The 14310-nt window shown below is 37.4% G+C and carries 13 protein-coding genes; 3 read left to right on the top strand and 10 right to left on the bottom strand.

The window, feature by feature from the left end:
• The first annotated feature begins 4 nt into the window (after positions 1-4).
• Both CH362_RS13445 and CH362_RS13440 read left to right on the top strand, forming a co-directional pair.
• On the top strand, positions 5-871 hold the full coding sequence (locus CH362_RS13445) for an AraC family transcriptional regulator (protein WP_244280582.1): 867 nt from the start codon (positions 5-7) through the stop codon (positions 869-871).
• A 103-nt stretch (positions 872-974) separates the two neighbouring features.
• Positions 975-1412, top strand: a complete 438-nt coding sequence (locus CH362_RS13440) for a DUF1801 domain-containing protein (protein ID WP_100710851.1) — start codon at positions 975-977, stop codon at positions 1410-1412.
• 24 nt (positions 1413-1436) lie between these two features.
• Here CH362_RS13440 and CH362_RS13435 read toward each other — a convergent pair whose 3' ends face one another.
• From CH362_RS13435 to CH362_RS13390, 10 genes are all read right to left on the bottom strand, one after another.
• Positions 1437-1865, bottom strand: a complete 429-nt coding sequence (locus CH362_RS13435) for an acyl-CoA thioesterase (RefSeq protein WP_086445878.1) — start codon at positions 1863-1865, stop codon at positions 1437-1439.
• 21 nt (positions 1866-1886) lie between these two features.
• Entirely contained in the window at positions 1887-2606 is a 720-nt protein-coding gene (locus tag CH362_RS13430) for a hypothetical protein (RefSeq protein ID WP_100710850.1), read from the bottom strand.
• A 53-nt stretch (positions 2607-2659) separates the two neighbouring features.
• Positions 2660-4228, bottom strand: coding sequence for an FMN-binding glutamate synthase family protein (locus CH362_RS13425; protein WP_100710849.1), 1569 nt, complete (start codon positions 4226-4228; stop codon positions 2660-2662).
• Positions 4229-4320: 92 nt separating this feature from the next.
• A complete protein-coding gene (locus tag CH362_RS13420; protein ID WP_100710848.1) occupies positions 4321-5118 on the bottom strand; it encodes a UDP-2,3-diacylglucosamine diphosphatase in 798 nt (265 codons plus the stop codon).
• Positions 5119-5232: 114 nt separating this feature from the next.
• A complete protein-coding gene (locus CH362_RS13415; RefSeq protein WP_100710847.1) occupies positions 5233-6495 on the bottom strand; it encodes a porin in 1263 nt (420 codons plus the stop codon).
• A gap of 93 nt (positions 6496-6588) precedes the next feature.
• Complete coding sequence (locus CH362_RS13410; RefSeq protein WP_208859589.1) at positions 6589-6981, bottom strand: DoxX family protein; 393 nt, start codon at positions 6979-6981, stop codon at positions 6589-6591.
• 58 nt (positions 6982-7039) lie between these two features.
• Entirely contained in the window at positions 7040-8974 is a 1935-nt protein-coding gene (locus CH362_RS13405) for an AMP-dependent synthetase/ligase (RefSeq protein ID WP_100710845.1), read from the bottom strand.
• 101 nt (positions 8975-9075) lie between these two features.
• Positions 9076-10872: a sensor domain-containing diguanylate cyclase gene (locus tag CH362_RS13400; protein ID WP_100710844.1), complete on the bottom strand. Its 1797-nt coding sequence runs from the start codon at positions 10870-10872 to the stop codon at positions 9076-9078.
• 131 nt (positions 10873-11003) lie between these two features.
• Positions 11004-12434 (bottom strand): polysaccharide deacetylase family protein, encoded by a 1431-nt coding sequence (locus CH362_RS13395; protein ID WP_100710843.1) that lies wholly within the window; start codon positions 12432-12434, stop codon positions 11004-11006.
• Between the two features lie 180 nt (positions 12435-12614).
• Complete coding sequence (locus CH362_RS13390) at positions 12615-13127, bottom strand: LB099 family protein (RefSeq protein ID WP_086445869.1); 513 nt, start codon at positions 13125-13127, stop codon at positions 12615-12617.
• A gap of 678 nt (positions 13128-13805) precedes the next feature.
• On the opposite strand from CH362_RS13390, the gene CH362_RS19405 reads away from it, so the two are divergent.
• Entirely contained in the window at positions 13806-14015 is a 210-nt protein-coding gene (locus CH362_RS19405) for a hypothetical protein (RefSeq protein ID WP_244280581.1), read from the top strand.
• Positions 14016-14310 lie beyond the last annotated feature (295 nt).

Raw genomic sequence — 14310 nt, 5'->3', positions numbered from 1 at the left:
AATTATGATTAATCATTATGATAAAATAGATTCTGCGCTCAGCTTCATAGAAAAAAATCTTAAGAATAATATTTCAGTAAAAGACGTTTCTGAGAATTCATTCAGTTCTCTTTGGCATTTTCAAAGAATATTCAGATACATGACTGGATATTCTGTATATTCATATATCCGAAAAAGAAGACTTTCCGAGGCCGCACAAAAACTGATCCTAACTAAATCTAAGGTTATAGATATTGCTTTTGAATTTGGATACGAAACTCCGGAGACTTTTTTAAGAGAATTTAAGAAAAATTTTGGAGCAACTCCTTCTGAATATAGAAAGATAGAGCATCATCTTATATTTGAAAAAATTAATATTCATGAGAACAAATTCAAAACTATTTACGATGGAACTGGAATTGAATTCAAAACTGTGGTTCGAAATAACGCTGTACTAATTGGCAAAAAACATAGAACTACAATGCAAAAAGATCAAAGCACAAAGGATATTCCTAGGATCTGGACGGAAGCCTTTCAAGAAGGTATGTTTGATAGAATACCAGAAAGAACGGATCTAAAAAAAGTCCAAGGAGTTTATTCTAATTGGGATTTAGAGGAAAATTTTGACTTTTTTGTGGGTGCAGAAGTAAATCCTGAAACTTCAACTCCATCTGGTTTTACAAAACAGATCTTAACTGCTTCTAAATATATGTTGTTTACTGTTCCCGGAAATACTACAGAAAAGTTACTGAGTGCCTGGAAATATATTTATGGCACCTGGCTTGCAAATAGTGAATACGAAAGAGGGTCAGAAGATGATTTTGAGGTCTTTGACGAAAGGTTTTGGGATCCTACGAATCCGGTTTCCGAAATTTATATTTCGATCCGATAAAAAGCACAAAAGGTCAAGATAGTATGTTGGAATTCCTATATACTATCTTTCAGTAAGAAAATACCTTGTAGGAGCTCCTACAAGTGTGACCTAAGAAGAATCCATGGCCCAAAAAAAGAATCAGTTCCAAAAATTTGCTAATTCAGATGTGGCGGAAACATTCTCAGACTATTCTCCCTCAGTAAGAGAGAAATTATTCCGTTTAAGAGAACTTATATTCGAAACTGCAAAAGAGATCCAAGGAGTAGGCAGGATAGAAGAAGTTCTAAAATGGGGACAACCCAGTTATATCACTCCTGAATCTAAAAGTGGGACTACGATCCGAATAGATGCATTAAAAGGAGAGTCGAAAGAATATGCGATCTTCTTTCATTGCCAAACAGATCTGATCTCCAGATTCAGAAAATTATATCCTAAAACATTTCATTTCGAAGGGAACAGAAGTATTATATTTTCTGAAAATACCAAACTTCCAGAAAAAGAATTAAAACAATGTATTTCTTTTGCACTGATTTATCACTCAGACAAAAAGAAAAAGTAATATACTTTGTTTTAGATTATTTCTTCAAAACCAGGACTTAAAGACATCCGGAATATTACTAACTGTTCTAGTCGCATAGTCCATAAATACAAGACCTGTTTTTGCATTACACACGATCTTACCGTTAATTGGCCCATCTGTATGGGTCATTCTATAATATAAATCGCAACCTTTTGCGCTGAAATCTCCAGCTCCGATTTCTACTCGGACCTGGTCTCCGAAAAATGCTTCTGCCTTATATTCTACTACTAGATCGGTGAGAATGATACCGTAACCGTTTACATCCAGTTCTGAAAATCCTTTCTCTTTGAATAATCTTGCTCTGGATTCATGTAAGAGAGAAACCACTTTATCATGAGCTAAATGTGCTGCAAAATTTGTATCATAAATCCTGATATTTAAACTGGTGGACCATGCCAATTTTTCGGGAAGATCCAGTTGAACTCTTGCCATTATTTATCCTTTTTGAATATACTAGTTATCATAGCCCTTTTCCTTACGGGCTTCTTCTAATTTTCGGATTACGTCTTCTGCATCTTGTATTTTCTCTCTTTCCTCTTCCGGTGTCATTGTTTCCGGTTGAGTAGGAATAGTGAGATTGTCCATCTGCGTATCATCTTTTAAGAAAAAAATACCATAAGAGATCAGTCCTATAATTAAGCCTGAAATAATACTGATCCTTTGCCCTGCTTCTATTCCGTAAAATAGAACTAAAATAACTAAGAAGGAAAAGTATATAAAGAATATCAAATATACGATGGATCCGAATATTCCAGTAAAACCTAAGAATATAAGTAATCCTAAGATCAAGAATGAATATGATAGTTTGGAACTTAATTCTAATCCTCTATTTGTCTCGAACGGGTAAGAGAAAATTTTAGAAATTCCCCAAAGTATACTAGTTCCAGCTCCCAGGTAAATTCCAGTAAAGAGTAGTGCATACAAAGTCCCGAAAAATATATCGGGCAGGATCACTCTGATTAGCATATTCAGAATGGATCCGCCTAAGAACACATATTGTAATCCAAGAGCTTTAAAAGAAAGATGTGCAAAAAAATATCCGATCAAGATAGGAACGGCTGTTTTGATAAATAGGGTAGGATACCCAGGAAAGGAGTCTTTTTTTTGAAGTTCTTCCTTAGGAGAACGAAGGAAATTCCAGAAATTTTGGAAAAAGGATGAGATAAGTTTCATTCGGGTCCCGCAAATAATTACAGGGACCCGACCTAATGCAAGCGATTTAAAAACTAACCGAGTGCAGTGATATTACTCGTATAATCCATCATAGTGCTGAATTTTATAGGAGTTCTTTCGTATTCCAAAACTTCAGTCAGGGTCCTGAATCTATTTTGACCCGCTCCGATTTCGATATCGTTCCCTGTAAATTGAAGAGGATGTTCATATCCGCATGCATGGGCTACGGATAATAATTCTTTTCTAAATCCTTTGATATAGTTTGCTGCACGTTTTGCTTTTAGTTCTACATCCAAACCTGCTTGTAACCATTTACTTTGAGTGGCTACTCCTGCAGGACAATGACCTGTATGACATTTTTGTGCTTGGATACAACCGATAGACATCATGGTTTCCCGAGCGACATGGATCAGATCGCAGCCCATAGCAAATGCAACTATAGCTCTATCAGGAAAACCTAATTTTCCGCTGCCTATCCATACGATCCTGTCTGCGATCTCGTACTTTTGAAAAATCTTATATACTCTTGCAAACCCTACCTTAAAAGGAAGGGAAACGTGATCGGTAAAAGTTAAAGGTGCTGCTCCTGTCCCTCCTTCTCCTCCGTCGATAGTGATAAAATCAGGCCCTTGGCCTGTTTCTTTCATCAGATTCGCAAGTTCCTCCCAAAACTTAGATTCTCCTACTGCACTTTTAATCCCTACCGGAAGTCCAGAAGAGGATGCCAATTTTTCTATAAATTCAATCAGACTTTTTGCATCGTAAAATTCAGTATGCGCATTAGGCGAAATACAATCTTGCCCAACCTCGATCCCTCTAATCTCAGCAATCTCTTTGGTAACTTTCGCTCCTGGCAAGATGCCACCTTTTCCTGGTTTAGCGCCCTGGGAAAGTTTGATCTCTATTGCTCTCACATTTGGATTTGCATCTAAACGTTTTAAGAAATGATCTAAGGAAAATTTACCTTTTTCATCTCTTGCACCAAAATATCCTGTTCCCAATTGCCATACGACGTCTGCGCCGAAGTTATGGTAAGGAGAAAGTCCACCTTCTCCTGTATTATGATAACAACGTGCGATTTTTGCTCCTTTGTTTAGAGATGATACTGCTCTTTCTCCCAAAGAACCATAGGACATTGCGGAGATATTTACTACTGATGCCGGTCTATATAATTTTTTTCTGTTCCTGAATTCTCCCATTACTTTGAGAGAAGGGATCATAGAGCTATCACCTTCTATAAACTTTGCTTTGCTATCTGCAAAAGGGAAGGCAGAATGTTTGATGATAGGGTAGCCTGCGTCGTATAATAATTCAGTAGTTCCAAAACCGAAATTATTATTTTGCATTTTTGCTGTGGCGTAAACCCAGGATCTTTCCGCCCTATTAAAAGGCATCTCCTCCTTATCATTTGCCACCCAGTATTGTCTGAGTTCTGGTCCTATCTTTTCGAATAAATATCTGATATGGCCGACGATTGGAAAGTTATGTTTGATCGTATGTTTTTTCTGGAATATATCGTGGATAAAAACGCAGAGTAAAAAAAGAAAAATCACCCCTGACCAAAAAAGCCAAGCATGTTCATCTATTAAGTTTAAATATTCTATCAACAGTTCTTCAGACATGCGCCGAAGTATAGCCGACAGGCAAGAAATTGCAAATTAGTTTTTAAGGGTTTGGGTTCTTAACTTTAAGAGATGCGACGTGTAGAAAACAATCAAACATGTAAGACGAATTCTTTTTTGAATTCTTTTCTGGCTGTCATCCGAATTCCGGAAAATTTTTTGCCATCCTGGATTACGAAACTATTACTCTTCACCCAATCCCCTGTATTTATAATATTCATTTTAGGGATACATAAGAAGTCGTGAGTATGACCTGAGATCAAAACCTTCTTATCTTGGTGGGTAAGTTTAGAAAGTTTTTGGTAATAATGTAATGTCTCTTCTACAGTGCTTGGATCTTGTCTGTTCAGATGTTTATGATAGAAGTTTTCGGAAAATTTGAATAATGCCGGAAGCGCGGATGCGAATATATGAAGAATTCTTAAGACAAGAATGGAGCCCATCCAAGTAAATTTATTGTACTGGCCTTGGTGCCCATGGATGGCGATTAAAAGTTCGTTCTCTGCCTTCTCGCAGATAATCCAACCTCTTTCAATAAGATAATGTTCTACCTTAGGGGTAAGTCTCATCAGGTAAGAAGTGGTGTCGTGGTTCCCAACAATATAATATTTTTTGCCGTTTCCGGAAGAGAGCCTATCTAGACGTTCAAAAAGTTTGTTAAATCTTTTTTTGCCTTTTACTCTTTGTAACCTTCTATCCGCGCTAAAAAACCAGTTTTCGATAATATCGCCTACAAGGTACAGATTATCGAATTTTACTTCTTTTTTGTTCAGATGATCCAGTAGTTGGAAAAGCTCTTTGTGTTTATGGGATTTGATCTTCTTATTCAGAAGATAATGGATGTCCGAAATGAAAAACGCATCGTAAAGTCTTCCTCTTCGAAATTTCATCTAGTAGAATAATACCTTACTTCCATAAGACGAAATCCTGTAAGATTGTCAACGGATTCGAGACTCAGATTGACTCCCAAGAAACTTTCTCGGATGAAAAAACGATTACATTTTTTATAAGAACACTTGTATCTGGGCCCGGATCCTATGAGAACCCATACTGTCCACGTATCCTCCTTCCAAATAAGCGTAATCCGCCTGTATTTTCAAATTATGATCCTTGAGATAATAAGAAACTGCGAGACCTCTTTCTCTTGAATAAGTAAGTTTTGGATCCGTTTTTCCCCAAGGTCTGTATTCAGAATATCTAAGAGCCACTCCTAGATTATTTTTAAAAAGATAACCTAGCTGGAAAAATCCTCCTTTTACTGATCTGGAATATTCAGTGAATCTCCGATTCCCAATTTCTTTTTCCACGAAGGGTGAGTTTGCTTTTCTAGTCAGATATTCTCCGGAAGCAGAGAAACCTTTCCATTGGAATAAAAACTCTGCTCCCGTATGCGTATAATCAAATCTTGCAAATTGATAAGTTTCCCCATGAGTAGAAAGATCACGATTCGTATTTTGGTTATTTGCACCTGCAACCGATATTGCAAGTTTTGGTTTTTCAGAATGTTCCAGATCCGGTTCTCCATTATCTGAAAAAACTCCCAAAGGATAATAGGTAAGTTTTCCGCTAGTCAATAATCCGCTTGAGTTGGAACTCCTATTTCTTCCTTCTCCTCCAAAAACTCCTGCGGAATATCCTAAACAATTTAAGCCGAATAGATTGGAAGAAGAAACCAAAACTCCAACATCTCTGTCCAGATTCAATTCTTCATTTGAAACTGTTCTATCTACAAATTCTTGTAAACCGTCGGATATAAATCTTTGGCGATTATAAGGCACTTTCATTTGCCCTAGCTTGATATTCGCATTATTAAATTTCGTGTAGGATAGGGAAGCATCTCTCAAAGGAACAGGTCTATCCTCTTCCATATCTAAATTAGAAAAAGATAATTGAACGTAATATTGCCAGTCCTTACCTAAAAAATTCCCAGAGAAAACAAGCCTTGCTCTTCTGGCTTGGAATTCCAAACCTTCCGTTTGTTTTTCTCCTTCTTTTTGACTGATCGTTTCAACTGCTCTTTCTTGGAAACGAACTCTCATATTCAGAAAGTTTTGTTTATCTGAAGTTTCGAAAGATAGTCCTTTTCCAAATCCCATACTAGTCAGGATATGTTCTTGTAGTTCTTGCTGAGAGTTTGGATTTTTTTCAGAGCTTTCCGTTTGTCTTTGCCGGACCTTCTTCTTTTTAACCGACTTAATGGACTCCGCATTTACGGATTGGGAAAACAGAAAGAATAGAAGTGTGAAAATTGGATAGCGGGCTTTCATATTTTTCTTATCTTCAAAATTGGAACCTAGGTTTAGTGCAACCGTTCCTTTTTTAAAGATAAGAATTCGAAAGAATTTTTGAAAATTCTGGAACTAGGTAGGAGGTCTATGGTCCCACTCTAGATTCAGTATAATGATGCAGGAAACGAGAACGCTGACTGCCATTGCGAAGAGTAAACCTCCATCATCATCTACCACTATTCCTAAAAATAAAAGGTGAGATAATACTGCACCGATCATAAGTCCGAAACCTACTAAGGCTCCTACAAATCTGGATGGAGGGAAAATCAAAAGTATAGCTACAAAAAATTCGACTGAGCCTGTTCCGATCCTTCCCCAAGGTTCTATCCCCAAAGTGGAGAAGATATGAACTGATTCATCTTGTCCTGTGAATTTAAAAAATAAGGTCTGCAAAAATATAAGAGCCGAAAAAACGGAAAGTATCGTGGACAATCGATTCTTTACTGTTTGAGTCAAAACCGGCATAAAATCTCCTTTATCTTGGATTCGATCTTTTCTCAGATTCGTTACGCCGAATGGAGTTTTATCTGAATAATTCATCTATTTGATTCTTATATTTATCCGAGACAACGTTCCTCTTCACCTTCATAGTCATGGTCAACTCGTCTCCAGGTTCGAATTTTTTCGGAAGAAGGTAAAAATTAGATACTTTTTCGAAATTTTTAAAACCGTTTTTAGAGGAAACTCTCTCTTTAATCTCTTTTTTGAACAATTCTCTGACGTCTGGATCAGAATTTGGATCAGCAATTTCTTGTAATAATCTGGATTTCCAGTCTCGTAATTGTTTGTCTAAGACTTCCCAATCCGGGACCAAAAGTGCACTTAACGTTTTCTGGTCATGTCCTACGATCATTGCCTGCAAGATCAACTCACTTTGAGTAAGAGCGAACTCGATTGGCTCAGGTTCCAAATTTTCTCCACCCAAAAGTACAATTGTATCCTTAGCTCTTCCTGCGTATTTTAATTCTCCTTGGGAGGTCCAAAGAAGAAGGTCCCCTGAATTCAACCATCCGTCCTTCATTGTCTCCGCAGTTTTTTCAGGATCTAAATAGTATCCCTGCATGATATGACCGCCTTTATGCCAAGCGATCCCTTTCACCCCAGGCTCGTGAATTTCTTCTCCCTTCTCATCTAAGATCTTGATCTCTACACCAGGGATACATTTTCCCAGGGTTCCAACTGTAATCTTATTTAACCTTCTTCTGGTAGAAGCTCCGCTAGTCTCAGTCATTCCGTATCCTTCTAAGATTGGAATTCCTATAGAATTAAAAAATCTATCTATATACTCTGGAAGTGCTCCTGCTCCTGAGATGGCAAATTTTAATTTTCCACCCAGGCTTTTTCGTATTTTAGAAAATACTAATTGAGCTAGAATATTAGGCACAAACCAGAATAATGTTCCGAATAGTCCGCCCATTCTATGGAAAAATTCTCCAAAGAAAGATCTAGGTTTTAAAGCGAACTCTAAACCAAAAAGTCTGCTCTTATATTTATAATAAGAATTTGCTACTACTTGGAAACTTTTGAAAATAGATTTAGCAACTGGAGAAGCATCCTTTAGTTTATCTTGGACCTTATTATAAAAACTTTCCCAAACTCTTGGTACAGAAAGAAGGAAAGTAGGTTTGATATCCTGCAGATCTTGTCCCAAACTGGAAATAGAAGTAAAGGCTTCTGAAGCTCCTGCTCTAATACATGCGGTCTCAATCAATCTTTCTGCAATATGCCAAGGTGGAAGGTAAGCCATTGTTCTATCTTCCGGAGTGATACGAACATCGTCCAATGCCAAAGACATATTCACATTAAAGATTATGTTTCTATGAGTTAACATCACTCCCTTAGGACGTCCTGTTGTCCCAGAAGTATAAACGATAGTAGCTAGATCAGATTCTTGGATGGATTCTCCTCTAGAATGAAATTCTAATTCTCCTTTTTCTTGGATCCATCTGTCTCCTAAAGAGATTAGATCATCTAGATGCAAAAGTTTGAATGGATGTCTTTGTTCAGAATGATGAGAAGATTCGAATAAAATGACTGTTTTTAAATGAGGAAACGAAGAAGCAGAAGAACTGATCTTACGAACCACTTCTGAATTACCTGCAAAACAAACTTCTGCTTTTGAATGGTTTAAGATATAGATCAAATCTTCGAGAGTGGAGTCGGTTCCTCTAGGTACATCCACACTTCCAATATTTGTAATTCCCATACTCGCCCAAATCCAACGATGTCCGGAATCGGCGATCAAACCTACATTCTCTCCTTTTTTAACTCCAATAGATACAAGACCCAAACCGATCCTGGTCACTATATTACCCAGCTCTTTAAAGTTTATGGATTTATAAGTTTTACCATCCGGTTTAAAGAATTGAGCCGGATGCTCTTTAAAAGATTCTGTAGAAGTCTTTAAAGTCCAATATAATGTCTGAGAATTTAGAAAGGGGAGTTTGAGAGGTTCCATGCGGGGACCGATTTTAATCCCGACTAGGCCAAGGGTCCAGGAAAAATTAAATTTTCATGATTTTCCCGAATGTCTTTCTCGAACGATTGTTTCAGAAAGGATCAATGACGTATATGATTTCGACCAAATGCCTTGGAATCGTATAGGTTTTTATCAGCTAATCCAAGCAATTCTTGGTAAGAATGAATATCACGATCTGTATTACTAGAAACACCTATAGAAACAGTAACTCTTGTGAAGGTACTCTCTGAATGAGGTATCCCCATATCTTCGACTGTCTGTAACATGTTCAAGGCAACTACTATAGCACCCTCAACAGGGGTATCAGGGAGAATAACGGAGAATTCTTCTCCTCCAAATCTAGCGATCATATCAGAAGAACGATTTAAACATTCTTTTAACGATTGAGCCACTTGGAAGAGCACTTGATCCCCTTTCAAATGACCATAGGTATCGTTATACGCCTTGAAGAAGTCCACATCTATCATTAAAACAGAAAGTGGTCTTTCTGTTCGGACAGAACGGTTCCATTCTCTTTCTAATTCTTGGTCAAAGAACCTTCTGTTAGCTACCCCGGTTAAAGGATCCATTAGAGAAAGTTCAAATAGTTTATCTGCTCTTTCCTTATATTCCTCTTTTTCCTTTTGGAATGTGTTGATCCTATCTACAAGTCCCAGAGACAGAAGAATAACGTTACTTAGAACACCGATCTTCAATGTTCCGGAAGCGATCTCTTCTGAATCAAAAAGTCCAAGTCTATTCAGTGAAAATATGAATACTCCTATTAAACTGAACATCCATGCACTTAAGAAAATTCTGGCCTTTCTATCTTTTCGAAGACTTTGGACCAATGAAATGATCATTAGTACGAGGATTTCCAAAATTGGAAGAATCGCTGTAAACGGAAGAAGGTATTTTAAAGCTACAAATAGTGGTAAAACGGTTAGAATGGACCATATGATCGTTAGTCCTCGGATGAATATATGCAGGATCGGATACGTATTTCTGGTCTGAAGATATTCTTCTGCGAAGAGGCCCAAAAATATCATCGCGATACAAGTCGCCATGATAAAGGAAGAATTCACGAATTTAGGCGAATTCGGGACCAAAAACCAGAAACCATATCCGGAACTCATAATTAAAAAGTAAGTCGCCGCAAAAATTAAAATTACGTAATATATATAGGTCTTTTCTCGGATCCCTAAAAATAAGAAAAAATTATAGAATACCATTACCCCGAGGGCGCCAAAATAGATACCATCTATGAGTAAGGAAATTCTAGAAGAATGTTCCAGGTGAGATTTAGTAACTAAATGAAGGGGAAGAGTGAGTGATCCTTCTGACTTGACCCGGATGAAAACTTCTATCTTGCCCTTGTCTTCTAAGGTTAAAGGAAATACAAAATATCTCTCTGCAATTGGTCTTTCCTTAAAGGGAAGCATGTCTCCGGTATGGAATTCACCTTCTCTCCCTTTAGAATCTTTCCAATACACATCTACATAATCTATATGAGGATATTCTAAGGTGAGAAAACGTTCTTCTGAAAGAGATTCTTCCGCTTCTACAGAAAATTTAAGCCAATAAGGAGAAGAGTCATAACCGAAGTTTGGCATTCTATCCGTATTCTTTTTGAATTCAACTTCGGAATCTGCTGCGGAGATATCTTCCCAGGTAAGGTTTCCTTCTGTATCTTTGAAATAAGAGATCTCTTCCCTTAAAGGGATTTTGCCTGCAGAATGAGAATCTAAACGAAGTACAGGACCCTGGTCTGGAACAGGATCTGCAAAGTAAGAATAGGGGAGGGCGAGAGAAAGCAACACCGTCCATAAAACAAGAGGAAGGCGATTCCGAGTTCTGGATGTTTTAATTCTTTCGAATGTCTCGGAATCTTTTGGCATACCGAAAATATTCTTACCTACCTAGAGATGTCAAAAAACTTTCGTAGAAACGATACGATTTTGACGGTTCTTCTAGATAAAATATAACTTTAGAACTTTCGGAAACCTAAAAATTTATCGGAAAGTAAGTTTTAGTCAGGGTCTTTTTTAAACTCTTTTCTATTTACAAATAAAAATTGAGTTTCACTTCTTTTGCCAGAAGGAGTTTTGCCAATCACAGTCATAGCTGGATAAGTAGTCTTTTTGAATTCAGGAATTCTAATGATATATTCTGTATTCGACTTTCTTTGAATGATACCTTCTTTCCCGCTGATCTTGATTGCCACCGACTTAGGGTCTAGACCTTCTACTATAACAGGAAAACTATCTCCTGGTTTTACCCAAGAACCATCCAAAACTCCCAGTTGGATCTTAACAGGTGGAGAAGCACTTAAAATAGAATTAAATCTAGACTGAGACATTCCCCAAGTCACCAAGGATCTATGGATCGTATAAGCGTACGTTCCTGGAACATTCTTCCCTGGGTTTACAGTGAAAGCCATTCTATAACCTGCAGCCTTAGCTTCTTCTATCACTCGTACATCGAATAATCCGAATGGATAAGCCAGGTCTTGGATCTTTCTTCCGGTTTTTGCTTCCAAAGTTGCTTTAGAATCTCTGAGCTGGCTTCGAATCTCAGCTCTAGACATTGCAGGTAATTTAGGATGGTATACTGTATGAGAACCTATATCCAAAACTCCACTGTCCAAAGCTTCTTTCAACGCCGCCCAACTTAAATAAAATTTATATCTAGGATTGGAGATCACAGTAGGATAAATAAAAACAGAAGCTCTCATCCCATATTTTTTAAGTAGAGGAACAAGCACATCTCTATGAGTTAAGGAACCATCATCAAACGTTAAAAGAACAGGACGGGCAGGGAAATCAGAACCAGCCTTACCTTGTTGGTATTGATAGAATTGGTCCAAACTAATGGTTTGGTAGCCTATAGATTTAAGATATTTAAACTGTTCTTCTAAAAGGCTAGGATCTAAATTATATCCTCCCATTGGGTCTTGGTTCCCAACCAGGTGATGATAACATAAAACAGGGATCCCTTTTCCATGTCCCAATTCTGCATTTGCGTTTTGGCTATTCGTATCGTATTGCGTTTTAGGAGGAAGTTCAGACATTCCAGGAAGAGAATTTTCGTATTTCTTAGAAGCAGTCTCTTTTTCTTTCTCTTTAGTTTCTTGCTTATCCTTTTTAGAAACCTTAGTTTTCCCTTTTTTCCTGCGCTCTATACGTTTAGATTTACGCGAAGAAGGTTCAGCAGAAGCAACAGATTCTTCTTTTTCTTTTTTAACCTTCGCTTCTATCTTAGGAGAAGGTGAAGAAGTTTCTTCCGATCTAGGAATTTCTCTTTTAGGTGCGGAAGGATGTTTTGGACCTTCTTCTTCTTGGTTTGTTTTGGACTTAGAATCTGAACTTAAAAATTCATGGACTGGTCCTGCAAAAAGTACGGAAGAAGTGAAGATACTCAGAACAAGTAAAATGGAAAAGCGGCTGATTTGTTTATACATGGATGATCAGTTCCAAGATTCTCTCTGGCAGATGACGCGCAACTTTTTACTAAAATATAAAGTACAGTAAAAGTTTATAAAATAGATGAGTGGTCGTCTTTAGGAAGGATATTTTTGGAGACTCTCTCCTGAAATTTATTGACAAGGCCCGTCTTTCAGAAAGATCGACGGGCAGGAAGTTTATTTTTTTCCCTTTTCCTTAATCAAACGTTTCAGAACAGATTCAGAGTGACCGCTTAGCTTGATAACCGCAGCCTTGTTAGGTTTCTTTTTTTCCAGTTCTAATAGAATGGTGGAAAAACGGAATTTTCTGCGAATATGATTCACAGCTGGAATGGACGTTTTGAAAAGTCTAGCCAACTCATGATCCGCATTTCCTTCCTGATTTAGGTCGTAAAACTTGGAAAGTTTGGCATCATCCCAAACGATCTTCTCGTCTGTCTTATAGTAGTTATGGTATTCTAGACGACGACTGTTTCTTTCGTAAGAGCCTTTGTTTCTTTTCTCTCTCCAAAAAGGATGCCTATTCCTTGCATATTTTATGTCATCTATTGTATAACCAGATTTATTTAGCCATTCTGTGGTAATACTTGACTTCTTGGGTCCTTCTAGTTTTGATTTGATGGAAAATTCAATGTACTGCTCTGGCGTTTTCGCAGAGAGGAGTTTCTTTTTTTCCTTTTCGTAATCCATATCCTTGCCTTGCGATTTCTAATGCACCGTCAGGTGTTATTTTCTTTTTTAGTCGGTGGATAGTGTTCCTTACCTGGACCAATACCGAAACTCTTTTTCAAATTAGGGTAGGAAAAAACAAAAAGCTTCTTCGTCTGGTCTCGCTATGCAGAAGAGATTCGCAAAACCTCCTTTAAAGTATACTAAGCAACTTCGAGACTCAAATGCTCTTCCAAAGTTTGTCCCTCGAAGGACTACAAGAAGCAGTTAGCATGACCTCGTCCTCATACAGAAATATCATATGATCGAAAGTTTGTGTACGATCCATTATTATTAATCGAAGTCTGAAACATTTACGTTTTTCTGTCTCAGTTCCGACGAATAGTAACGTCTTACCTCCTTCTTCTTTTTAACATCTATTAGACTTTGGTTTTTCTCTTCAGATATAATTCTATCTTTCAGAAAAAAAGAAACCAGCAAAAATTGGTAAGGTCTTAACCAAGGTTAGTCATCATGTTATTCAAAACTTCAAATAAAGGCAGAATTAGAGTAGTTACGGCTTATTTGTGCCTTTTTTTCTTATTCAATTTTTCCGTTAGCTCTCATGAAGAAGGACCGAATCACTCACACTTGGACCAATGTCGTGCTGATAAAGAAAAATACTGTAAGGAAAGTCCCAAAGGAGATCTTCTATCATGCTTGAAGAAGAATGAGGAAAATCTTTCTGAAGACTGCAGAGAATTACTACAGGAAGTCAGGGAAAAAGCAAAGTCTAGAATGGAAGCTTGCAAAGAAGATAAGGAGAAGTACTGCTCCGATCGAGGAACAGCTGTTATCCGTTGCCTCCAAGAGAACAAAAATCTTTTGGGAGAAAAATGTAAGTCCGCATTATTCTCCATCTCTAAGTAAGGATATCCGAAATCTCAGCTCACTTTTCAAAGTCTGTATACAAAAGAAATTAAGTATACGAACTTTTTAAATGTAGTAGCTTCTACATATTGTAGCAGAGACCATTTTGGTATACTGCACACTAATATCGTATACAATCGAGTTTGATCTTCTGCTGTTGTATACAAGACTGTGTATACAAAGAAAATCGGGAAGTTCGTCGTCGATATTGCTACAAAATCTCCAGGACATTCTTCAGAATGAATTTGATCGATGCATAGGCGCAATAGCACAAGCTTTCGGTCTCTTGCTGAAT

It is taken from the genome of Leptospira saintgironsiae (assembly GCF_002811765.1).
In the GTDB taxonomy this organism is placed as follows: Bacteria; Spirochaetota; Leptospiria; order Leptospirales; family Leptospiraceae; genus Leptospira_B; species Leptospira_B saintgironsiae.
Note: the sequence above shows the minus strand (reverse complement) of the source record. Positions and strands in the feature narration are given on the sequence as shown.